Below are 22,001 nucleotides of genomic sequence, written 5' to 3'. Positions count from 1 at the left end.
GCGCTGCCATGCCCACCACGACGATCGCCGGCCATGCGGTCGAGGTCAACGGCGAGGGTTTCCTGACCAGACCCGAACAGTGGTCGGAGGACCTGGGCCTCGAGCTCGGCCGGCTCATCGGGATCGAGCTGACCGACGAGCACTGGAAGCTCGTCCGCTTCCTCCGCGACGACTTCGCCCACGAGGGTGAGACCGCCACGCTCCGGCGGGTCAGCACCCGCACCGGCACCCCCATCAAGTCCCTCTTCGCCCTCTTCCCCGGCAAGCCGGCCAAGAAGATGGCCTACGTGGCGGGGCTGCCCAAGCCGAAGGGATGTGTGTGATGACCACCGAGACCGCACCTACCGCCACCACGGCCCCGCTCGTGCCGACCTTCGACGCGCCGGATTCGCAGGGCCGCAAGCTCGCGATCATCTGCAGCAAGGGCAACCTCGACATGGCCTACCCGGGCCTCATCCTCGCCAACGCGGCGCTCGGTGAGGGGGTCGAGACACACCTGTTCTTCACCTTCTGGGGCTTCGACATGATCAACCGGAAGACCTCGGGCGACCTGAAGTTCACGATGCTGGGCAACACGGCCACGCACATGCCCCAGGGCCTGGGCGGCATCCCGGGGATGACGCACCTCGCCACCTCGCAGATGAAGAAGGCGATCGCCGACCTCGATGTCCCCGAGGTGCCGGAGTTCCTCGACCAGATCGTCGCGTCGGGCGGTCACCTGTGGGCCTGCCGGATGTCGGCAGACATGCAGCACCTCACCGAGGCGGACCTTCGAGACGACGTCGAGGGCATCATCTCGGCATCGGACTTCATCGAGCTCACCGAGGGGGCCCAGCTCCTGTTCATCTGAGAGAGGCGCCGGAGGACGCCGAAGCGACCTTCACAGGATCTCCACACTTCGCACCCGCGCCCTCCGGTCGCACCCTCCTAGAGTCGGTGGCATGAGCCAGGGGAACACGGCGCGCCCGTCGAGCGCGCCCGCAGCGACGACACTGCTGGTGGTCGAGGATGACCCGACCATCAACCAGGCCGTGACGGATCGGCTTGTCGCAGAAGGGTTCCGGGTTGTCCAGGCGTTCGATGGTCCAGCGGCCGTCGAGGCCCACGGCCAGCACTCGCCCGACCTCGTCGTGCTCGACCTCATGCTGCCCGGCTTCGATGGGCTCGAGGTGTGCCGGCGGATCCAGGCCGAGCGGCCAGTCCCGGTGCTCATGCTCACCGCACGCACCGACGAGACGGATCTGCTCGTCGGTCTCGGCGTGGGGGCCGACGACTACGTCACCAAGCCCTTCCGCATGCGCGAGGTCGTCGCGCGCATCCGTGCCCTGCTGCGCCGCGTCGAGCGCGCCCGCGAGCTCGCCGCCGAGCAGCCGCCCGTGCTGACGGTCGGCGACCTCGGCGTCGACCGGGGTTCCCGCCGCGTCACCGTGCAGGGGAGCGAGGTGCACCTGACGCCCCTCGAGTTCGACCTGCTGCTCGCCCTCGCCGCCGAGCCCGGGGCCGTCCGCGGTCGCGACGAGCTCATGCGCGACGTGTGGGGATGGGCCGATGCGGGTGGCACGCGCACCCTCGACAGCCACGTGAAGTCGTTGCGGGCCAAGATCGGCGCCGGCCGAGTGCGCACGGTGCACGGTGTCGGCTACGCCCTGGAGTCCGACCGCAGCCTCGACGACGCGTCGACACCGAGCGAGGGCGCGTGAACACCGACCGCCCCCTCGACGCCATCCGCTCGATCAAGGTCAAGCTCGGTCTGCTCGTCGCGGTCAGCATCGTCGCGGCGATCCTCGTGTCGCAGATCGGCGACCGCGCCGAGGTGCCGGTCTGGCTGACGGTCCCCGTGACCCTGGTCGCCGCGCTCGGCGTCACCCAGTGGTTGGCCCGCGGCATGACCTCGCCGCTGCGCGACATGACGGCAGCCGCGTCCCGCATGGCCACCGGCGACTACTCGCAGCGGGTCACGACCACGGCCACCGACGAGGTGGGCACACTCTCTGCAGCCTTCAACACCATGGCCGCCGACCTCGCCGACGCGGACCGGCAGCGTCGCCAGCTCGTCGCCACCGTCTCGCACGAGCTGCGGACCCCGCTCACCGCGCAGCAAGCCCTGCTCGAGAACCTCGTCGACGGGGTGGTCCGACCCGACGACGCCGTGCTCCGCACGGCCCTGGCGCAGGCCGAGCGGCTCGGCGCCCTCGTGGGTGACCTGCTCGACCTCAGCCGCGTCGACGGCGGACGCGTCCCGCTGGCCCTGGCGACGGTGGACGTCCGCGAGCTCGTCGTCACGGCCGTTGCCGAGGCGGGGGTCTCGCGCCGGGGCACCGTGCACGTCGTCGACGTGCCCGAGGGCCTCACGGTCACCGCCGACGCCGCCCGCCTCCACCAGGTGCTCGCCAACCTGCTCGACAACGCCGACCGCCACAGCCCGTCCGGCGGCACGGTCACCGTCAGTGCCGGACCGGAGGGCGCCGACCGCTGGTGGCTGCTCGTGTCCGACGAGGGGGCCGGCATCGCACCCGAGCACGCACAGAGGGTCTTCGACCGTTTCGGTTCCGGCGACGACGCCGGCGGCGGCACCGGCATCGGCCTGGCCATCGCGAGCTGGGTGTGCGATCTCCACGGCGGTTCGATCGCCGCCCTGCCGACATTGCCGGGGGAGCGGGGCGCCCGCATCCGCGCCGTCCTTCCCCGGACTCCTCGGCCCTCGGGGCAGCCATCGACGGCCCCGACCACGTATGCCGCCACCGACAGCGCCACCGACAGCGCCACCGACAGCGCCACCGACAGCGCCACCGACAGCGCCACCGCCACCGCCACCGCCAGCATCACTGTCGGCCCTGCCGACGCCACGCCAACGACCAAGGAGGCCGCCGTGCCCGTCCCGATTCCCGCCGCTGCCGGTTTATCGCCCGGCGGCCCCCAAGGCGCCGGTGCCCCGTCGGCTCCGCCGACGGCATACGCGACCGTGCCCGTCGGACCCCAGAAGCCGCTGCTCGACTCGCTCTTCGGCGACCTGTGGCCCGAGCCGGGTGTCGGGCCGCAGGTGAGGCTGCTCCTCACGTGTGTAGGGGTGGGGGTCCTGGCCGCGGTGCTGCTGCCGTACCGCGACATGGGCGTCGCGCTCTTCCTCGTGCTCGTCGTCGGTGGCGCCGTCCTCTGGCGCACGTCGCAGCGACGCCTGCAGCCCTGGACCGTCGCCACGGCCGTGGTGTGCACCGGTCTGGCGTCCTTGTCGGTCCTGCGTTCGACCGAGTGGCTCATGGTGCTGGCGGTCCTGCTGGGGCTGCTGCTCACGACCACGGCGCTCACCGACGCGAGGGGACTGCTGTCGATGGTCGCCGGCGCCGCCTCGTGGCCGCTCGCCGCCTTGCGTGGGCTGCCGTTGCTGGGCCGGAGCATCAGCGCGACGAGCCGGGTCGGCATCGTGTGGCCGATCGTGCGCACCGCCGCGATCTCGCTGGTCGCCCTCGTCGTCTTCGGTGGTCTCTTCGCCTCGGGCGACGCGATCTTCGGGTCGTGGACGAGTGCTCTCGTGCCGCAGTTCGCCTGGGACAGCCTGACCTTCCGCTTCTTCGTCGGGTTCGTCATGGGCGGGGCCCTGCTCGCCGCCGCCTACGTCGCGCTCAACCCGCCGAGGGTCCAGCGCGTGGCCCTGCCGGCGGGTCGTCCGGTCACCCGCACGTTCGAGTGGGTCGTGCCGGTCGGGCTCGTGGTCGCTCTGTTCGTCGCCTTCGTCGTGGCCCAGGCCGCGGCCCTCTTCGGCGGGCACGACTACGTCCAGCGCACGACGGGCCTGACCTACGCCGACTACGTGCACGAGGGCTTCGGGCAGCTGACGTTCGCGACCGTGCTCACCCTCGTGACCATTGCCATCGCCGCCCGCAAGGCGCCTCGGGAGACCGCTCGACAGCGTCTGGTGCTCCGCGCCGTGCTCGGTGCGCTGTGCGCGCTGACGCTCGTCGTCGTCGGCTCCGCGCTGCACCGCATGGACCTCTACCAGCAGGCGTACGGCTTCACGGTCCTGCGGGTGCTGGTCGACGCGTTCGAGCTGTGGCTCGGCCTCCTCGTCGTCATGGTCTTCGTGGCCGGGATCCGGCTCCGCGGCTGGTGGCTCCCTCGCGCGGCGCTGATGGCGGCGGCTGCCTTCGTCCTCGTCGGCGGACTCGTCAACCCCGAGGCCTGGGTGGCCCAGCACAACATCGACCGCTACGTGGCGACAGGCAAGCTGGACGCCTCGTACCTGGGCACGCTGGGATCCGACGCGGCTCCGACGATCAGCAACGGCGGGCTGCCGACCTCGGTCGCGAACTGCATCGTCGGTGAGATGTGGCGTCCGCCGGTCGAGGACGCCCTCTCGTGGAACCTCGCTCGCCAGCGCGCCGCCGCGCTGCCCAGCTGGAAGGCGCCGCAGGGCTCCACGGCGTGCGCCGACCTCCGGGCGGCGCCGGCGACCTGACGCGCCGATGACGGGCGGGGTCGGGCAGGATGGGCCGGTGCGTCGTGACATCGCCGAGCTGTTCGAGCTCGACCCCGCCCTGACCCACCTCAACCACGGCGCCTTCGGCGCGGTCCCTCGATCGGTTCGCGAGGCCCAGGACCGGGCCCGCGCCCGCATCGAGCGAGCGCCGATGCGCGCCTTCCGCGACGAGCTGCCGACGGTGCTCGCCGACGCCCGCGCGCAGGCGACGGCGTTCCTGGGCTTGCCGGAAGAGTCGACCGCCCTCGTGCGCAACGTCACCGAGGCGGTCGGGGTGGTGCTCCAGGGGCTCGGCATCGGGCCCGGAGAGGACGTCGTCGTGAGCAACCACGGCTACCTCACCGCGGGATGGTCCGCCGAGGCGCGTGGCGCGACGCTGCGCACGGCGGACTTCCCGGTCGACGCCGACGCGGGCAAGGTCGCCGCGGCGTTCGCAGCCGCCGTGACCCACCGGACCCGCCTCGTGGTCGTCGACCAGATCACCTCGCCGACCGGACTGCTGCTCCCGGTCGCCGAGGTCGCGGCCGCCGTCGCCCCCGTGCCCGTCCTCGTCGACGCGGCGCACGTGCCCGGCGCTCTTCCCGGGCTCGACGTGGAGGCGCTCGGCGTCGCGTTCTGGGCGGGCAACCTGCACAAGTGGGCCTACACGCCTCGAGCGGCCGCCGCCCTGTGGGTGGCACCCGAGCATCGCGAGAGCATGCGCCCGCTCGTCACGTCGTGGAGCCACGGACTGCCCTTTCCCGCGCGGTTCGACCTGCAGGGCACTGTCGACCACTCGGCCTGGGCTGCCGTCACCGACGGCCTCGCCGCCTGGGCCGGGCTCGGGGGCTGGGAGCAGGTGCACCGCAACGCCGAGCTGCTGCTGCGCGGGGCCGAGCACGTACGCGCCGCGCTGGGCACCGAGAGCCCGCACGGCGGCATACCTTCTGCCCCCTGCCTTCGGCTCGTCGCGCTGCCCGAGGGGGTGGCCACGACGACCGAGTCGGCCGAGGCCCTCTGGCAGCGCCTGCACGCGGCCGGCTTCGTCGTGCCGCCCGTCGCCTTCGACGGCCGCGGCTACCTGCGGCTCGCCGCGGCGCCCTACAACGACGAGGATGACTACGCGCGGCTGGCGGGGGCAATGCCCGCGATCCTGGGCGAGCCGGCTCCGGCCTGAGTCCTGTCGGCACCTCGATGCGGACGATGCCCACGGGATGTGGAAAGATCGACCGACCGCCTGAAAGCTGCCCACGAGGAGGCCCTGAGCCATGACCGACGCCCAGTCGACCCCCTTCCACCGGGTTCTGCTCAAGCTCTCCGGTGAGGTCTTCGGAGGCGGCAGCATCGGCCTCGACCCGGCCGTCGTCGCCGGCATCGCCAAGCAGATCGCCGACGCCGTCCGGGGTGGCGTCCAGGTGTCCGTCGTCATCGGCGGCGGCAACTTCTTCCGCGGCGCCGAGCTGCAGCAGCGCGGCATGGATCGCACGCGCGCCGACTACATGGGCATGCTCGGCACCGTCATGAACTGCCTCGCCCTGCAGGACTTCCTCGAGAAGGAAGGCGTCGAGACGCGCGTGCAGTCCGCGATCGCGATGCAGCAGGTCGCCGAGCCCTACATCCCGCGCCGCGCCATCCGCCACCTCGAGAAGGGCCGCGTCGTCATCTTCGGCGCCGGCGCCGGCATGCCCTTCTTCTCCACCGACACCGTGAGCGCCCAGCGGGCCCTCGAGATCAAGTGCGACGCCGTGCTCATCGCCAAGAACGGCGTCGACGGCGTCTACGACTCCGACCCCCGCAGCAACCCCGACGCCAAGAAGCTCGACACCGTCACCTTCAACGACGCGATCGTCGAGGGACTCAAGGTCGTCGACGCCGCCGCGTTCAGCCTCTGCATGGAGAACAAGCTGCCCATGGTCGTCTTCGGCATGGAGGGGGCGGGAAACATCACGCGCGCACTCCTCGGTGAGAGGATCGGCACGCTGGTCACCAACGCCTGACCCCAGCAGCCGCCGGCGACCCACCAGGCACACGCACCACCCGGCACCACCGCCGGCCACGACGAACCACCCTGTACACCCCGCCACCGAGGGACGAGGAAGCCAGAGAGCCATGATCGAAGAGACGATGTTCGAGGCCGAGGAGAAGATGGACAAGGCCGTCGAGGTCCTCAAGGAGGACTTCGCGGGCATCCGCACCGGCCGCGCCAACCCGGGCCTGTTCAACAAGCTCACGGTCGAGTACTACGGCGCCCCGACGCCCCTGCAGCAGCTCGCGTCCTTCCAGAACCCCGAGCCGCGCACGATCCTCGTCATCCCGTTCGACAAGTCGGCGATGCACGAGATCGAGAAGGCCATCCGCGACTCCGACCTCGGGGTCAACCCGAGCAGCGACGGCCACCAGATCCGCTGCGTCATGCCCGAGCTGACCGAGGAGCGTCGCCGCGAGTACATCAAGCTCGCCAACCACAAGGCGGAGGAGGCCCGCGTCTCGGTGCGCAACATCCGGCGTAAGGCCAAGACCGACCTCGACAAGCTCGTCAAGGACGGCGAGGTCGGCGAGGACGACGGCTCGCGTGCGGAGAAGGAGCTCGACGGGCTCACCAAGAAGCACACCGACCTCGTCGACGGGCTCGTCAAGGCCAAGGAGACCGAGCTGCTCGAGGTGTGACCTCGGCGTTCGACCCGATGATGACGACTGACTCCCCGTCCGGATCCCCGACGGATCCGGTGGACCGCGCGCCCGCGGACCACGTGCCCGCGGACCCCGACCTCGGGGAGCCCGTCGTCGACGAGGCCCACGGGCCCCTCGACCCGGTGCCCTACGACCCCAGGCTCGACGAGCTCGCCGGCCTGCCTGCGCAGACCGTCCTCGAGAAGAAGCAGAGCCGCGCCGGGCGCAACCTGCCCGCAGCCATCGGCGTCGGGCTGGGCCTCGGTGTGCTCATCGTCTCGACCCTGCTCATCCGCAAGGAGTCGTTCGTCGTCCTCGTCGCGCTCGCCGTGGCCGTGGGCATCTGGGAGCTGCGCGCGGCCCTGCGTCACGCCGCCGTGCAGGCGCCGCTCGTGCCGCCGGTCCTCGGCATGGCCGCGATGCTGTGGGCGGCCTACGAGCACGGCCCGGGCGGCCTCGTCGTGGCGTGGGCGCTCACGTGTCTCGCCGTCGTGCTGTGGCGCGGCACCGGTAACCTCGACGGCGCCGGACGCGATGTCATGGGTGGCATCTTCGTCGCGACCTACCCGACGTTCCTCGTGGGGTTCGCGGTGCTGCTGCTCGCCCCCGAGGACGGCGTCGGGCGGGTGTTCGTCTTCCTCATCACCACGGTCTGCAGCGACGTCGGCGGCTATGCCTCCGGCGTGCTCTTCGGCAAGCACCCGATGGCGCCGTCGATCAGCCCCAAGAAGTCGTGGGAGGGCTTCGCCGGCTCGGTGCTCCTGTGCATCGTGGGCGGCTCGCTCACGGTCCACTTCTTCCTCGGCCATGCCTGGTGGATCGGCATCGCCCTCGGCATCGGCGTGGCAGTCGCGGCGACGGTCGGCGACCTCATGGAGTCGCTCATCAAGCGCGACCTCGGCATCAAGGACATGTCCAACATCCTCCCGGGGCACGGCGGCGTCATGGACCGCCTCGACTCGCTCGTGGTCGTCGCGCCCATCGTCTGGGCCGTGCTCACGCTGCTCGCGGCCAAGCCCACCTGAGCCACGCCGACTCGACCTCGGTCGCACCCGCCGTTCGCGCGGACCGCCCGTGCCGCGCGACCCGGCATGACGGCATACGGCCGGTTTTGACTCCACCTGAGAGAATGGGTGAGCCATGACTGAGACCCCCGCCGCCGCGTCCGCACCCGCGCCGATCGCGCTCCCCGAGCCGACGACCACCCGACCCGAGCCGGGGCAGCTGACCTTCACGGCGCCGCGCCGTGGCAAGCCCCCGCGGCACCTGGCCGACTTCAGCCCGGCCGAGCGCAAGGAAGCCGTCGAAGCGCTCGGGCACAAGGGCTTTCGGGCCAAGCAGCTGTCCACCCACTACTTCGAGCGCCTCGTCGACGACCCCGAGCAGATGACCGACCTGCCGAAGGGCGTGCGGTCCGAGCTCGTCGCCGACCTGCTCCCGACCCTGCTGACCCCCATCGTCCAGCGCGTCGCCGACGACGGGCAGACGATGAAGTACGCGTGGCGCCTGCACGACGGCGCGATCGTCGAGTCGGTGCTCATGCGCTACCCGAAGCGCGTCACGATCTGCATCTCGAGCCAGGCCGGCTGTGGCATGAACTGCCCGTTCTGCGCGACCGGCCAGGCCGGACTGACGCGCAACCTGTCGGCCGCCGAGATCGTCGAGCAGGTCGTCTGGGCCGCCCGCGCGCTGCGCCGCGGCGAACTGGCCGGTGGTGGCGACGAGGACCGCGAGCACCCGCTGCGCGTCAGCAACGTCGTCTTCATGGGCATGGGCGAGGCGCTCGCCAACTACAAGGCGGCGATCGGCGCGATCCGGCGCCTCACCGATCCCGCTCCCGACGGCCTCGGCATGTCGGCCCGCGGCATCACCATGTCGACGGTGGGCCTCGTCCCGGGCATCGACAAGCTGACGGCAGAGGGCATCCCCGTCACGCTCGCCCTGTCGCTGCACGCACCCGACGACGAGCTGCGCAACGAGCTGGTGCCGATCAACACCCGGTGGTCGGTCGACGAGGCCCTCGACGCCGCTCACCGCTACTACGAGGCGACCGGCCGGCGCGTGTCGATCGAGTACGCCCTCATCCGCGACATCAACGACCACGGCTGGCGCGCCGACCTGCTCGGCGAGAAGCTCGCCGCACGCGGGCAGGGGTGGGTGCACGTCAACCCGATCCCGCTCAACCCGACCCCGGGCTCGAAGTGGACCGCCTCGCGGCACGGTGTCGAGCAGAACTTCGTCGAGCGACTGCGCGCCCACGGCATCCCGACGACGATCCGCGACACGCGCGGCCAGGACATCGACGGCGCCTGCGGCCAGCTCGCAGCCTCGACGGCCTGACACGCGTACGCTGGCGGGGTCGTGCCCCGCACGGACACCGGTGACGACTCGCCGGGCCGAGCGCGGACGACCCACCAGGAGGTGCGCATGGCCCAGCTCAGCCTCGGCGTGATGGCTCGGTCCCTCAAGGAGAACGAGCGCCGCCTGCCGTTGCACCCCGAGCACCTCGACCGCATCCCCCAGGAGCTCCGCGGCCGGATCTTCCTCGAGACCGGCTACGGCGAGCGGCACGGCGTCTCGGACGACCAGCTCGCCCGCTACGTGGGCGGCTTCCGCAGCCGTGACGAGCTCGTGGCGCAGTGCGACATCGTCCTCGCCCCGAAGCCGCTCCTCGCCGACATCGCCGCGCTGCGCGTCGGGCAGGTCCTCTGGGGTTGGCCGCACTGCGTGCAGGACGAGGAGCTGACCCAGGTCGCCATCGACCGGCAGCTGACCCTCATCGCCTTCGAGGCGATGAACCACTGGAACAAGGACGGCTCGTTCAGCCTCCACGTGTTCCACAAGAACAACGAGCTGGCCGGCTACTGCTCTGTGCTGCACGCGTTGCAGATCGCGGGGATCACCGGCGACTACGGCCCGCAGCGCCGCGCCGTCGTCATCGGCTTCGGTGCGACCGCCCGCGGGGCGGTGACTGCCCTCAAGGCTCTCGGGATCGGCGAGGTCGACGTGCTGACCCACCGCCAGAAGGCCGCCGTGGCCTCACCGATCCACTCCGCGCGCATCGTGCACTTCGACACCGACGACACGACGGCGCGGGTGAGCCACGCCGTGACCGACGACGGTTCGGTGCCGCTCGGCGAGTTCCTCTCCGAGCACGACGTCGTCGTCAACTGCGTCCTCCAGGACACCGACGCCCCGCTCACCTTCATGGACGACGACGACCTCAAGCGGATGACGCCGGGCAGCATCGTCATCGACGTGTCGTGCGACGAGGGAATGGGCTTCAGCTGGGCGAGGCCGACGACCTTCACCGAGCCCACCTTCATGGTCGGCGACCACGTGCTCTACTACGCGGTCGACCACAGCCCCAGCTACCTCTGGGACGCCGCCACCTGGGAGATCAGCGAGGCACTCCTGCCGTTCCTGCCGACGGTCATGGGTGGGCCGGAGGCCTGGGACGCCTCGCCGACGATCCGCCGCTCCATCGAGATCCGCGGCGGTGAGATCCAGAACCCGGCCATCCTGTCGTTCCAGGGCCGCTCGCCCGCGCACCCGCACCTGCCGCTCGCCACCTGACGGGTCGAGCGGGGCGTCAGTCTGTCTCGGCGCGGTAGGTGCGACGGTAGGCCAGCGGGGAGAGCCCCACGGTCGTCGCGAGGTGCTGGCGCAGGGATGTGGTCGTCCGGAACCCGGCATCGGCGGCGACCCGGTCCACGGCCAGGTCGGTCGTCTCGAGCAGGTGACGCGCCCGGTCGACCCGGGCCCGGGTCAACCACGTCACGGCGGTCTCACCGGTTTCCTCGCGGAACCTGCGGGTGAACGTGCGCACGCTCATCCCGGCGTGCTGGGCCAGGTCGGCCAGCGAGATCGGCTCGTCGAGACGCTCGAGGGCCCACGCCCGCGTCGGTCCGGTGCCGGCGTCGGACTCGTCGGGCACGGGCCGGTCGATGAACTGGGCCTGCCCGCCGGCCCGCCACGGGGCCACGACGGCGCCGCGGGCCACCCGGTTGGCAGCCTCGGTGCCGTGGTCCGAGCGGAGCAGGTGCAGCAGCAGGTCGATGCCGGCGGCGTTGCCGGCCGAGGTGAGCACGTCGCCGTGGTCGACGTACAGCACGTCGGGGGTGAGCTCGACCCGCGGGAAGAGCCGCCGGAACGCGTCGACGTGGCACCAGTGCGTCGTCGCCTCGCGTCCGTCGAGCTTGCCGAGGGCGGCCAGCACGAACGCCCCCGTGCAGATCGAGACCCAGCGGGCCCCGGGTCGCGCCGTGCCAGCCAGTCGGACGAGGGCGTCAGGCAGCACGCCGTCGCGGATGATCGTGCCGTTGATGCCCGGGATGATGATCGTGTCAGCCTGTGCGACAAGGGTGTTCGGGTCGGTGGGGAGCGCCTGGTAGCCGGCGGAGGTGCGTACCGGCCCGTCATCGACCGTCACCATGTGCACGTCGTAGGGCGGCGGGGAGCCCGTCAGCTCGCCGGGCCAGCCGGGGTCGAGCGCCGAGGAGGCGAGGAACCGGTGGGCGAGCCCCAGCTCGAACGCGATGACCGTGTCGAGAGCAAGCACGACGACGCGGTGGGGTGGACAGGACGTCATCGGGGGCATGGCCGGATTCTTTCACATGATGTCCGTCCGGCCACTCGCGCCGCCGACCCCGTATACCGCAGAGTTGTCCCGTGACCCTCACCGACCGCACCGTCGACGCGCCTTCGCAGACCGGCCGCATCCACCCGGCCTGGTGGGTCGCCGTGGTGACCTTCCTGACGATCATCGGCGCAGCCGGCTTCCGATCGACGCCTGGCGTGCTCATGACGCCGCTCCACGACGAGTTCGGCTGGCCGATGGGTGTCATCGGTGGCGCCGTCTCGGTCAACCTCGTGCTGTTCGGCCTCGCAGCCCCGTTCTCGGCGGCCCTGATGGAGCGTCTGGGCATCCAGCGGGTCATAGCCGTCGCGCTCGTGCTCGTCAGCGTCGGCTCGCTCCTGCCGATCTGGATGACCCAGTCGTGGCAGCTCGTGCTGTGCTGGGGCATCGTCGTCGGGATGGGCACCGGGGCCATGTCGATGGGCCTCGTCGCGACCGTCACCGGTCGGTGGTTCGTGGCCCGCCGCGGCCTGGTGACCGGCATCCTCACCGCTGCGGGCGCCAGCGGACAGCTCATCTTCCTGCCGGTGCTCGCGTGGCTGGCCGAGCACCACGGCTGGCGGTCGGCCGCGCTCGCGACGGCCGCGGCGGCGCTGACGGTCGTGCCGCTGGTGCTCTGGAAGCTGCACGACCATCCGAGCGTTCTCGGCCTCACGGCATACGGCGCCTCCGACGGGACCCCGGTGGCCCGCCCGCCCCGCCCCACGGGCCACCCCGTGCACCTCGCCCTCGGCACCCTGCGCGACGCCGCCCGCACCAGGGTCTTCTGGCTGCTCGTCGGCAGCTTCGCCGTCTGCGGCATGTCGACCAACGGTCTCGTCGGCACCCACTTCATCCCGGCGGCGCACGACCACGGCATGCCGACGACGACCGCGGCCGGGCTGCTCGCCCTCGTCGGCATCTTCGACGTCGTGGGCACCGTGTTCTCCGGCTGGCTCACCGACCGCATCGACCCCCGTGTGCTGCTCGCCGCGTACTACACGCTGCGCGGTGCCTCGCTGTTCCTGCTCCCCTCGCTCTTCAGCGACCACATGCACGTCAACATGCTCGCCTTCGTGCTCTTCTACGGGCTCGACTGGGTGGCGACGGTTCCCCCGACGATCGCCCTGTGTCGCAGCGCCTTCGGCGACCGGGCGCCGATCGTCTTCGGCTGGGTGTTCGCCTCCCACCAGCTCGGTGCGGCCGTCGCAGCCCTCGGGGCGGGCCTGGTGCGCGACCAGCTCGGCACCTATGACCTCGCGTGGTACGTGGCGGCCGTCCTCTGCCTCGTGGCCGCTGTGATGTGCGTCGCGATCCGTACCGCTCGTCCCGCTGAGGCGTCATCTCGGCGCAACGGCTCTGGTGTCGTGGAGGACGCGGCGGCAGAGTGAGGGCATGAGCGACGGCGCTGAGACGGCATACCGAAGGGTCCACGACGCGAGCCTGACCGATCCCGAAGGCTTCTGGCGCGACGCCGCCGGAGCGATCGACTGGGTGACGCCGCCGACGCGCATCCTCGACGACTCGAGGCCACCGTTCTACCGGTGGTATCCCGACGCCGAGCTCAACGTCTGCTTCAACGCGCTCGATCGGCACGTCGCCGCGGGGCGCGGTGACCAGCCGGCCGTGCAGTACGACTCGCCGGTCACGGGCAGCAAGGCGACGCTGACGTATGCCGAGCTGCTGGGTCGCGTGTCGCGTTTCGCGGGTGCCCTGTCGGGTCTGGGAGTGGAGAAGGGCGACCGCGTCGTCATCTACATGCCGATGGTCCCCGAGGCGGTCGTGGCGATGCTCGCGTGCGCACGGCTCGGTGCGGTGCACTCCGTCGTCTTCGGCGGCTTCGCGCCTCAGGAGCTCGCCGCCCGCATCGAGGACGCGGAGCCCAAGGTCGTCGTCTCCGCGAGCTGCGGCGTCGAGCCGTCCCGGATCGTCGAGTACAAGCCGATGCTCGACGCCGCCCTCGACCGCAGCAGCCACAAGCCCGAGTCGGTGATCGTGCTCCAGCGCGAGCAGTCGCCGGCCGCCGTCGGGGAGCGCGACACGGACTGGGAGGAGATGACGTGGGACGAGGTCGATGCCGACGCCGAGCCGGCCGACTGCGTGACCGTCGCCGCCACCGATCCGCTCTACATCCTCTACACCTCCGGCACGACCGGGAAGCCGAAGGGCATCTACCGGGACAGCGGGGGGTATGCCGTCGCGCTGCGCTGGTCGATGGCCAACCTCTACGACGTGGCGCCCGGCGAGACGATGTTCACCGCGAGCGACGTCGGCTGGGTCGTCGGGCACTCGTACATCGTCTACGCACCCCTGCTCACCGGGGCGACGACCGTGCTCTACGAGGGCAAGCCCGTGGGCACCCCCGATGCCGGGGCGTTCTGGCGCGTCATCGCGGAGTACGGGGCCGTCTGCCTGTTCACCGCGCCGACAGCGTTCCGCGCGATCAAGAAGGACGACTCCACGGCCTCGAAGCTCGCCGACCACGACCTCTCACGCTTCCGGACCCTCTTCCTGGCGGGGGAGCGGCTCGACCCTGACACCTACGAGTGGGCCTCCGCCGCGCTCGGCAAGCCGGTGATCGACAACTGGTGGCAGACCGAGACAGGCTGGCCGATCGCCTGCAACCCCAAGGGGATCGGGCTGCTTCCGATCAAGGCCGGGTCGCCCACGGTGGCCGTCCCCGGCTATGACGTGCAGGTGCTCGACGGCTCCGGCGAGCCGGTCGAGCCCGGGGTCGAGGGCGCCATCTGCATCAAGCTGCCCATGCCGCCCGGCACCCTGCCGACACTGTGGGGTGACGACGACCGCTACGTCAGCTCCTACCTCTCGGCGCACCCCGGCTACTACCTGACGGGTGACGGCGGCTATGTCGACGAGGACGGCTACCTCTTCGTCATGGGCCGCACCGACGACGTGCTCAACGTCGCAGGGCACCGGCTCTCGACCGGCTCGCTCGAGGCTGCCCTGGCCGGCCACGAGGCCGTGGCCGAGTGTGCGGTCATCGGCGTGCACGACGACCTCAAGGGTCAGGTGCCACGTGCCCTCGTCGTGCTGAAGTCCGGCATCGACGCCGCGGCCGACGGCGAGCGGATCCGCCGCGAGCTCGTGGCCCGCGTCCGCGCCGAGGTGGGGCCGGTGGCCGCACTGCACCGCGTCGACATCGTGGCCGCGCTGCCCAAGACCCGTTCGGGCAAGATCCTGCGCAAGACGATGCGCGAGATGGCTGACGGCAAGGACGCCGCGGTGCCGGCGACGATCGAGGATCCGGCAGTGCTCGACGCGCTGGCACCCGTGCTCCGCGACCCCGGCTCCTCCTGACCGTCTCGCCACACCCCGTCGAGTGCTCAGTTCCCGACGGGGTGGGCGCGTACGAAAGTGGGCACTCGATGGTGGGGGTGGGGGTCGAGTGCTCAGTTCCCGACGGGGTCGGGCGGCGGGAGGAGGGGGAGGACGTCGTCGATCGTGTCGACGAGGTGCACCGCCTGCTCCATCGGCCGGCCCGCCGCCATCGCCGTGATGGCGGACCAGACCGGCACCTGTTCGGTCCAGTGCTCGCGGCCGACGAGGATCAGCGGTGGAAGCGCCGCACCGTCGACCGCGTAGAAGAGCGGCGTGACAGCCTGGAAGATCTCCTGCACCGTGCCCGCGGCACCGTCGAGCACCACGATGCCGGCGTTGGACCGGGCCAGCAGCCCCTCCTCGCGGATCGCGTTGGAGAAGTACTTCGCGATGACGTCGCAGAACACGTTGGGCGGCTCGTGGCCGTAGAACCACGTCGGGATGCCCAGCGAGCGAGCGGTCGGGCCGAGCGTGTCCGTGGTCGCTGCCGGCTCGTCGCCGACCACGGCCTCCCGCGCAGCCAGCGCTCCCGACGCCCAGGCGGTGATGTCCGGCCGGAAGCCGGGCACGGGAGCGATGCGTGCCACCGCCTCCTCGACGGCCTCCGCGCTGCGGCACAGGGCGCCGAGGTTCGCCGCCTCCATCGCGCCGGGACCGCCACCCGTCGCGACGAGGTAGCCCTCCTCGGCGAGGCTGTGACCAAGGCCCGCCGCACCGGCGTACGACGACGAGTCACGCTGCAGCGCATGCCCGCCCATGATGCCGACGACAGATCTGCCCTCGACGAACTCGTCGAGGTCGTCCGTCACCGAGTCGTCGTGGATCGCCCGAACGAGGGTGCAGTACGCGTCGGTGCGCAGTCTCGCGTCGACGAACCACGCGTACGCCTTCGCGTCGGGAGTGGCGGCGTAGCCGTCCGTGAGACCCGCGTAGAGGTCCGACGGGAGGTAGAGGCCGCGCCACGGGTCGACGGGTGCCTCGGCAACGCCGGGAAAGAGGATCGCCCCACCGCGGAGCAGCACCTCGGCCACGGGTAGCGGCACGTCGCCGCCCAGCACCACGAGGCCGGTGAGGTCGCCGCGCGCCGCCAGGCGGTCGGCGTACCCGGTGAGGTCGAGGTCCTGCAGCCGGAGGCCCCGAAGTGGTGCGTCCGACCCGAGGTGGTCGTCGAACTCCTCGAGCGTCTCGATCTCCATGGGGCACATCCTGCCCCGGCCGGTGCCGCCGGTGATCGAGGGGCGGACCCGGCCGTCGCGTGTCGTGGCCCCGCTGACAGGATCGGTCGCATGGTCGGGGTCCTCGAGGGTTTTGCGACGATCGCGGTCATCGTCGTCGTCGGCTGGTTCCTCGCGCACCGGCGCATCCTCGACGAGTCGGCGCAGGTGAACCTCTCGCGCCTCGCCTTCCACGTCGCCTCCCCGGCCCTGCTGCTCACCGTCATGCAGCGCACCTCGCTCGACGCGGTGCTCTCGGCGAACCTCGTGACGTCCCTCATCAGCTTTGCGGTGGTGGTCGGGGTCTACCTGCTCATCGCCCGGTTCCGTTGGGCGGGAGGGACGCTCGGGTCACGCCTCATCGGCAGTCTCTCGGCCGCATACGTCAACGCGGGCAACCTCGGCATCCCGATCGCGCTGTACGTCCTCGGCGACGTCGCCTGGGTGGCGCCGACGCTGCTCATGCAGCTGCTCATCATCACGCCGATCTACATGGCCCTCTTCGACAGCGATGCGCGCGGCGAGCGGCCAACGCTGCTGCGCAGCCTCCGCAGGATGTTCAGCAACCCGATCACGCTCGGCGCGGTCGCCGGTCTGCTCATCGCGATCTTCGACATCCACCTGCCCCGCGTCGTCGCCGCACCCATCGACCTGCTCGGCGCGATGGCCGTCCCGTCGATGCTGGTCGCGTTCGGCATCTCGCTGCGCCGCGGACCCCGGCCCGCGACAGGCCGCGGCGCCGAGCACGTCTGGACCATCGTGGGACTCAAGATCCTGCTCATGCCCGCCATCGCGCTCGGCGTCGGGCTCGCACTCGGGCTGCGCGGCGAGGCGCTCTTCGCCGTCGTCGTCACCGCGGCCCTGCCGACGGCCCAGAACATCTTCACGTATGCCGTCCGCTACCGTCGCGAGGTCAACCTGGCTCGCGACACCATCTTCGTCAGCACCTTCGCCTCGGTGCCGGTGATCCTCGGCATCGCGGCGCTCTTCCACTGGATCGTCGGGGTCTGACCGGATCAGTCCGCGGATCAGTCTGCGGATGACGTAGCCCTGACGACACCCACTGCGGACTGATCCGCAGTCAGATCACAGCGGAATCGCGCGGCAGATCAAGCGGCGGATCAGTCGGCGGAGTCGGAACGCCAGGTCAAGTTGCGGATCAGTCTGCGGGTGGGGTCGTCTGGGCGACACCGGATGCCGACTGATCCGCCACTTGATCCAGCGAATGATCGGTCAGAAGCCGCCGAAGTCTCCGCCGCCGCCGAAGTCGCCCCCGCCGCCGAAGTCGCCCCCGCCGAAGTCGCCTCCGAAGTTGCTACCGCCGACGTCGCCGAAGTCGGAGCCGCCTGCATCCCCGCCCACGTCGCCGGAGTCGCCGCCGGCACCGCCCGAGTCGCCCGAGTCGCCGGAGTCACCACCGGCATCGCCCGAGTCGCCCGAGTCGCCCGAGTCGCCCGAGTCACCGTTCGCGTCGCCGGCTTCCTGGGCCTCGGGAGAGGAGTCGTAGCCGCCGAGCATCATGTCGGCGAGGGCGGAGCCGACGACGACGCCGGCGATGGTGCCGAGCATCGAGCCGGCGATCATGCCGCCCATCCCCATGCCACCGCCCATGCCGCGGCCGCCTCCGAACGCGCCCTGGAGGTAGCCGGGCCGGCCCATCTCCGCGCGCGTGGCGCTGCGGGCCAGGTCTGCGGGCTGGTCACTGCGGGGACGCTCGCCCTCCGGAAGGTCCTCGTTGAGGCGCTGCAGCACCATCTGTCGCTGCTCCGGCGACAGCTTGCCGAAGGCCTCGGTGTGCACGCGCTCGATGTCCTCGGGGTCGGCCGTGCGCAGGAGGTACTTGTAGCGGGCGATGGCGCGCTCGTCCTCGCTCGAGGCACCGCCACGCGGCGCCGGGACCTGGTAGGGCTGCCCCGCGGGGACGGGCGCGGTGCGCTGCTGCTGTGTCTGCTGGAGCGGCTCGCGCCCGAGCAGCTTGTCGAGAAATCCCATGTCGTTCTCCTTGCGTCGGCGTCGCACCTGTCGGATACCTACCCAACGAACGGGGTCACCCAGCGTTCCGGGGCCGCTGCCGTTCCCGCCACCGGGGGACGCACGAAGCCACCCGCGAACCGGTGGCTTCGTGGCCGGCGACAACCCCACGGCATACGCACGGAGTCGGGAAGAGCGGGTCAGAGGTGGTTCTCGGCCTCCGTCAGCACCGAACGCAGGCGCGACTCGATGTCGTCGAACTGCTCCGGCCCCATGATGAGCGGCGGCGCAAGCTGGATCACCGGGTCGCCGCGGTCGTCGGCGCGGCAGTAGAGCCCGGCGTCGAACAGCGCCTTGGACAGGAAGCCTCGCAGCAGACGCTCGGACTCGGCGTCGTTGAACGTCTCGCGGGTGGCCTTGTCCTTGACGAGCTCGATGCCGTAGAAGTAGCCGGCTCCGCGCACGTCACCCACGAGCGGCAGGTCGAGCAGCTTGTCGAGCGTCGCCTTGAACACCGGGGCGTTCTGCTTGACGCGGTCGTTGAGGCCCTCGCGCTCGAAGATGTCGAGGTTGGCCATCGCGACCGCGGACGACACCGGGTGCCCACCGAAGGTGTAGCCGTGCGGGAAGTAGGTCGTGCCGTGCTTGAACGGCTCGAACAGGCGGTCGCTCGCGATCATCGCGCCGATGGGGGAGTAGCCGCTCGTCATGCCCTTGGCGCACGTGATGATGTCGGGCACGTAGCCGAAGTCGTCGCAGGCGAACATCGACCCGATGCGGCCGAAGCTGCAGATGACCTCGTCGGACACCAGGAGCACGTCGTACTCGTCGCAGATCTCGCGGACGCGCTCGAAGTAGCCGGCCGGCGGCGGGAAGCAGCCACCGGAGTTCTGCACCGGCTCGAGGAAGACCGCGGCGACGGTGTCGGGGCCCTCGAACTCGATGGCCTCGGCGATGCGGTCGGCGGCCCAGCGGCCGAAGGCCTTCTCGTCGTCGCGCAGGTGCTCGGGCGCGCGGTACATGTTGGTGTTGGGCACCTTGTGCGCACCGGGCACGAGCGGCTCGAACATCTCCTTGGCCGCCGGGATGCCGGTGATCGACAGGGCGCCCTGGGGCGTGCCGTGGTAGGCGACGGCGCGCGAGATCACCTTGTGCTTGGTGGGCTTGCCGGTCAGCTTGTAGTACTGCTTCGCGAGCTTCCAGGCGGTCTCGACCGCCTCGCCGCCACCGGTGGTGAAGAAGACGCGGTTGAGGTCACCCGGGGCGTATGCCGCCAGCCGCTCGGCGAGCTCGATGGCCTTGGGATGCGCATAGCTCCACAGCGGGAAGAAGGCGAGCTCCTTGGCCTGCTTGGCCGCCGCTTCGGCGAGCTCCTCACGGCCGTGACCGGCCTGCACGACGAACAGGCCCGCGAGCCCGTCGATGTACTCGTTGCCGCGGTCGTCCCAGATCTTCCACCCCTGGCCCTTGGTGATGATGGGCACGGAGTGGCCGAGCCCTCCGGCGTCCTTCCCCTCGAACACCGAGTGGCGGGTGAAGTGCATCCACAGGTGGTCGCGCGCGGCGTCCGAGTGGAGCGCACCGGTCGGAGTCCGGGTGTCGGAGGTGGGTTCCCAGACCTCGTTCGGGTTGATGCTCATCGTGTACCCCAGTTGTAGAGCTGCTTGTTGAGTTTCAGGTAGACGAACGTCTCGGTCGCCGTGACGCCCGGGATCGGGCGGATGCGGGTCGTGAGCAGCTCGAGCAGGTGGGTGTCGTTCTCGCAGACGACCTCGGCCAGCACGTCGAAGCTGCCCGCCGTCGTCACGACGTAGGAGACCTCGTCCATCTCGGTCAGGGCGTCGGCGACCGACGTCATGTCGCCGGACACACGCAGACCGACCATGGCCTGCCGCTGGAATCCGACCTGCAAGGGGTCGGTCACCGCGACGATCTGCATGACGTCGGCATCGAGGAGCCGCTGCACGCGCTGGCGCACGGCGGCCTCGGAGAGGCCGACCTGCTGGGCGATCGATGCGTAGGACTTGCGGCCGTCGTGCTGGAGCAGCTCGATGATCGTCTTGCTCACGTCATCGAGGTTGACCGTCGGTTTCTTCGCCCGTCCGCCTCCGGAGTTGGCCGCGTTGGCCACGCCTCGGATGGTCGTCATGTCCCGATACTGACCTGTGGAACACGCTGTTGGCAAGTGCCCAAGCAACGGAATCCGAAGATTTGCCGCGGCGACCCTTCACGATTGCGAAGGTCTGCGTCTAGCATCCAGACATGACTTCGAAGCCGCGCCAGCTCCGCAACTTCATCGGTGGCCAGTACGTCGATCCCGAGGGTGACACGACGACCGACATCGTCGACCCGTCCTCGGCACAGGTCGTGGCCACCTCGCCGGTGAGCAGCCAGTCCGACGTCGACCGGGCGTATGCCGCTGCGGCGACGGCGTTCGAGACGTGGGGCGACACGACCCCGAGCGAGCGCCAGTCCGCGCTGCTGAAGTTCGCCGACGCCATCGAGGCCAGGGCCGACGACTTCGTGCGTCTCGAGGGCGAGAACACCGGCAAGCCGCACGCCCTGACCCAGAGCGAGGAGATCCCTCCGATGCTCGACCAGCTGCGCTTCTTCGCCGGCGCGGCCCGGGTGCTCGAGGGCAAGTCCGCCGGCGAGTACATGAAGGGTCACACCTCCTTCGTGCGCCGTGAGCCGATCGGCGTCGTCGGCCAGGTCACGCCGTGGAACTACCCGATGATGATGGCGATGTGGAAGATCGCCCCGGCCCTGGCCGCGGGCAACACCATCGTGCTCAAGCCGTCCGACACCACCCCCGAGACGACCCTGCTGCTCGCCGAGCTCGCCTCCGAGTTCCTCCCCGAGGGCACCTTCAACGTCATCACCGGTGACCGCGAGACCGGTCGGATGCTCGTCGAGCACCCGACACCGGCGCTCGTCGCCATCACCGGCTCGGTCCGCGCCGGCATGCAGGTCGCCGAGAGCGCCTCGCGCGACCTCAAGCGCGTCCACCTCGAGCTCGGCGGCAAGGCGCCCGTCGTGGTCTTCGACGACGCCGACCTCGAGGCCGCCGTCGAGGGCATCGCCGTCGGCGGCTACTTCAACGCCGGCCAGGACTGCACGGCCGCGACCCGCGTGCTCGCCGGCCCACGCATCCACGACGACTTCGTCGCAGCCCTCGCCGAGTACGCCAAGAACGAGGCCAAGGTCGGTATGCCGGACGACCCCGACGCGCTCTTCGGTCCGGTCAACAACCCGAACCAGGTCACGCACGTCTCGGGCATGATCGACCGCCTGCCCGACCACGCCCGGGTGGCAGCCGGAGGCCGCCGGGCCGACGGCCTGGGTGATGGCTACTTCTTCGAGCCGACCGTTCTTGCCGGCCTGCGTCAGGACGACGAGCAGATCCAGAACGAGATCTTCGGCCCGGTCATCACCGTTCAGCAGTTCACCGACGAGGCCGAGGCGCTCGCCTGGGCCAACGGGGTGCAGTACGGCCTCGCCTCGAGCGTGTGGACCAAGGACTTCGGCCGGGCGATGCGGATGAGCCGCAAGCTCGACTTCGGCTGCGTGTGGATCAACACGCACATCCCGATCGTCGCCGAGATGCCCCACGGCGGCTTCAAGCACAGCGGCTACGGCAAGGACCTGTCGATGTACGGACTGGAGGACTACACCCGCGTCAAGCACGTGATGGCCAACATCGAGTCCTGACCGGGACTCCCGAGCACGCAGCAGT

General features: G+C 70.8%; 19 protein-coding genes. 14 read left to right on the top strand and 5 right to left on the bottom strand.

All coding sequences use genetic code 11. The annotated features are described in order from the left end of the window. The first annotated feature begins 8 nt into the window (after positions 1–8). The 10 genes from AB4091_RS10165 to AB4091_RS10120 all read left to right on the top strand — a co-directional run bounded on the left by AB4091_RS10165 (position 9) and on the right by AB4091_RS10120 (position 10,699). Complete coding sequence (locus AB4091_RS10165) at positions 9–323, top strand: TusE/DsrC/DsvC family sulfur relay protein (RefSeq protein WP_442291632.1); 315 nt, start codon at positions 9–11, stop codon at positions 321–323. Beyond that, positions 323–850 carry a DsrE/DsrF/DrsH-like family protein gene (locus AB4091_RS10160; protein ID WP_442291631.1) on the top strand — a complete coding sequence of 176 codons (528 nt, stop codon included), beginning with the start codon at positions 323–325 and terminating at the stop codon, positions 848–850. Before AB4091_RS10165 ends, AB4091_RS10160 begins: the two co-directional genes overlap by 1 nt. A 91-nt stretch (positions 851–941) precedes the next feature. Next, entirely contained in the window at positions 942–1,700 is a 759-nt protein-coding gene (locus tag AB4091_RS10155) for a response regulator (RefSeq protein ID WP_442291630.1), read from the top strand. Beyond that, the gene (locus AB4091_RS10150; protein ID WP_442291629.1) at positions 1,697–4,453 is read left to right on the top strand and encodes a DUF4153 domain-containing protein; all 2,757 of its coding nucleotides are present in this window, start codon (positions 1,697–1,699) and stop codon (positions 4,451–4,453) included. Before AB4091_RS10155 ends, AB4091_RS10150 begins: the two co-directional genes overlap by 4 nt. A 37-nt stretch (positions 4,454–4,490) precedes the next feature. After that, positions 4,491–5,630, top strand: coding sequence for an aminotransferase class V-fold PLP-dependent enzyme (locus AB4091_RS10145; RefSeq protein WP_442291628.1), 1,140 nt, complete (start codon positions 4,491–4,493; stop codon positions 5,628–5,630). A 91-nt stretch (positions 5,631–5,721) separates the two neighbouring features. Continuing rightward, complete coding sequence (gene pyrH, locus AB4091_RS10140) at positions 5,722–6,450, top strand: UMP kinase (protein ID WP_442291627.1); 729 nt, start codon at positions 5,722–5,724, stop codon at positions 6,448–6,450. 112 nt (positions 6,451–6,562) lie between these two features. Next, positions 6,563–7,120 carry a ribosome recycling factor gene (frr, locus tag AB4091_RS10135; protein ID WP_442291626.1) on the top strand — a complete coding sequence of 186 codons (558 nt, stop codon included), beginning with the start codon at positions 6,563–6,565 and terminating at the stop codon, positions 7,118–7,120. Positions 7,121–7,179: 59 nt separating this feature from the next. Then, positions 7,180–8,148 carry a phosphatidate cytidylyltransferase gene (locus AB4091_RS10130; RefSeq protein WP_442291625.1) on the top strand — a complete coding sequence of 323 codons (969 nt, stop codon included), beginning with the start codon at positions 7,180–7,182 and terminating at the stop codon, positions 8,146–8,148. A gap of 115 nt (positions 8,149–8,263) precedes the next feature. After that, the gene (gene rlmN, locus AB4091_RS10125; RefSeq protein ID WP_442291624.1) at positions 8,264–9,463 is read left to right on the top strand and encodes a 23S rRNA (adenine(2503)-C(2))-methyltransferase RlmN; all 1,200 of its coding nucleotides are present in this window, start codon (positions 8,264–8,266) and stop codon (positions 9,461–9,463) included. 87 nt (positions 9,464–9,550) lie between these two features. Further along, entirely contained in the window at positions 9,551–10,699 is a 1,149-nt protein-coding gene (locus tag AB4091_RS10120; protein ID WP_442291939.1) for a N(5)-(carboxyethyl)ornithine synthase, read from the top strand. Positions 10,700–10,715: 16 nt separating this feature from the next. On the opposite strand, the gene AB4091_RS10115 is transcribed toward AB4091_RS10120, so the two are convergent. After that, complete coding sequence (locus AB4091_RS10115; protein WP_442291623.1) at positions 10,716–11,723, bottom strand: GlxA family transcriptional regulator; 1,008 nt, start codon at positions 11,721–11,723, stop codon at positions 10,716–10,718. A gap of 71 nt (positions 11,724–11,794) precedes the next feature. On the opposite strand from AB4091_RS10115, the gene AB4091_RS10110 reads away from it, so the two are divergent. Continuing rightward, complete coding sequence (locus AB4091_RS10110; RefSeq protein ID WP_442291622.1) at positions 11,795–13,132, top strand: MFS transporter; 1,338 nt, start codon at positions 11,795–11,797, stop codon at positions 13,130–13,132. Positions 13,133–13,136: 4 nt separating this feature from the next. Beyond that, the gene (locus AB4091_RS10105) at positions 13,137–15,059 is read left to right on the top strand and encodes a propionyl-CoA synthetase (protein ID WP_442291621.1); all 1,923 of its coding nucleotides are present in this window, start codon (positions 13,137–13,139) and stop codon (positions 15,057–15,059) included. Positions 15,060–15,151: 92 nt separating this feature from the next. Here AB4091_RS10105 and AB4091_RS10100 read toward each other — a convergent pair whose 3' ends face one another. Further along, positions 15,152–16,276 carry an LOG family protein gene (locus tag AB4091_RS10100; RefSeq protein ID WP_442291620.1) on the bottom strand — a complete coding sequence of 375 codons (1,125 nt, stop codon included), beginning with the start codon at positions 16,274–16,276 and terminating at the stop codon, positions 15,152–15,154. A gap of 90 nt (positions 16,277–16,366) precedes the next feature. On the opposite strand from AB4091_RS10100, the gene AB4091_RS10095 reads away from it, so the two are divergent. Beyond that, positions 16,367–17,305 (top strand): AEC family transporter, encoded by a 939-nt coding sequence (locus tag AB4091_RS10095; RefSeq protein WP_442291619.1) that lies wholly within the window; start codon positions 16,367–16,369, stop codon positions 17,303–17,305. A gap of 222 nt (positions 17,306–17,527) precedes the next feature. Here the strand turns inward: AB4091_RS10095 and AB4091_RS10090 are convergent, their stop codons facing one another. The 3 genes from AB4091_RS10090 to AB4091_RS10080 form a co-directional block, all read right to left on the bottom strand. Beyond that, positions 17,528–18,286: a hypothetical protein gene (locus AB4091_RS10090; RefSeq protein ID WP_442291618.1), complete on the bottom strand. Its 759-nt coding sequence runs from the start codon at positions 18,284–18,286 to the stop codon at positions 17,528–17,530. 179 nt (positions 18,287–18,465) lie between these two features. Beyond that, entirely contained in the window at positions 18,466–19,905 is a 1,440-nt protein-coding gene (locus tag AB4091_RS10085; protein ID WP_442291617.1) for an aspartate aminotransferase family protein, read from the bottom strand. Continuing rightward, the gene (locus AB4091_RS10080) at positions 19,902–20,414 is read right to left on the bottom strand and encodes an Lrp/AsnC family transcriptional regulator (RefSeq protein WP_442291616.1); all 513 of its coding nucleotides are present in this window, start codon (positions 20,412–20,414) and stop codon (positions 19,902–19,904) included. The genes AB4091_RS10085 and AB4091_RS10080 overlap by 4 nt, the downstream gene beginning before the upstream one ends. Before the next feature lie 113 nt (positions 20,415–20,527). Here AB4091_RS10080 and AB4091_RS10075 point away from each other — a divergent pair, with 113 nt between their 5' ends. Further along, complete coding sequence (locus AB4091_RS10075; RefSeq protein WP_442291615.1) at positions 20,528–21,976, top strand: gamma-aminobutyraldehyde dehydrogenase; 1,449 nt, start codon at positions 20,528–20,530, stop codon at positions 21,974–21,976. Positions 21,977–22,001: the final 25 nt, after the last annotated feature.

The sequence above is a fragment of the Terrabacter sp. 2RAF25 genome (assembly GCF_052115265.1).
Taxonomy (GTDB): Bacteria; Actinomycetota; Actinomycetes; order Actinomycetales; family Dermatophilaceae; genus Terrabacter.
The sequence above is the reverse complement of the archived record's forward strand: the minus strand, read 5'-3'. Positions and strand labels throughout refer to the sequence as shown.

Bases quoted from the DNA above. Each gene is read 5' to 3' on its own strand.
- AB4091_RS10165 (WP_442291632.1), top strand. From the start codon at position 9: ATGCCCACCACGACGATCGCCGGCCATGCGGTCGAGGTCAACGGCGAG.
- AB4091_RS10160 (WP_442291631.1), top strand. From the start codon at position 323: ATGACCACCGAGACCGCACCTACCGCCACCACGGCCCCGCTCGTGCCG.
- AB4091_RS10155 (WP_442291630.1), top strand. From the start codon at position 942: ATGAGCCAGGGGAACACGGCGCGCCCGTCGAGCGCGCCCGCAGCGACG.
- pyrH (WP_442291627.1), top strand. From the start codon at position 5,722: ATGACCGACGCCCAGTCGACCCCCTTCCACCGGGTTCTGCTCAAGCTC.
- frr (WP_442291626.1), top strand. From the start codon at position 6,563: ATGATCGAAGAGACGATGTTCGAGGCCGAGGAGAAGATGGACAAGGCC.
- rlmN (WP_442291624.1), top strand. From the start codon at position 8,264: ATGACTGAGACCCCCGCCGCCGCGTCCGCACCCGCGCCGATCGCGCTC.
- AB4091_RS10120 (WP_442291939.1), top strand. From the start codon at position 9,551: ATGGCCCAGCTCAGCCTCGGCGTGATGGCTCGGTCCCTCAAGGAGAAC.
- AB4091_RS10115 (WP_442291623.1), bottom strand. From the start codon at position 11,723: ATGCCCCCGATGACGTCCTGTCCACCCCACCGCGTCGTCGTGCTTGCT.
- AB4091_RS10105 (WP_442291621.1), top strand. From the start codon at position 13,137: ATGAGCGACGGCGCTGAGACGGCATACCGAAGGGTCCACGACGCGAGC.
- AB4091_RS10100 (WP_442291620.1), bottom strand. From the start codon at position 16,276: ATGGAGATCGAGACGCTCGAGGAGTTCGACGACCACCTCGGGTCGGAC.
- AB4091_RS10095 (WP_442291619.1), top strand. From the start codon at position 16,367: ATGGTCGGGGTCCTCGAGGGTTTTGCGACGATCGCGGTCATCGTCGTC.
- AB4091_RS10090 (WP_442291618.1), bottom strand. From the start codon at position 18,286: ATGGGATTTCTCGACAAGCTGCTCGGGCGCGAGCCGCTCCAGCAGACA.
- AB4091_RS10085 (WP_442291617.1), bottom strand. From the start codon at position 19,905: ATGAGCATCAACCCGAACGAGGTCTGGGAACCCACCTCCGACACCCGG.
- AB4091_RS10080 (WP_442291616.1), bottom strand. From the start codon at position 20,414: ATGACGACCATCCGAGGCGTGGCCAACGCGGCCAACTCCGGAGGCGGA.
- AB4091_RS10075 (WP_442291615.1), top strand. From the start codon at position 20,528: ATGACTTCGAAGCCGCGCCAGCTCCGCAACTTCATCGGTGGCCAGTAC.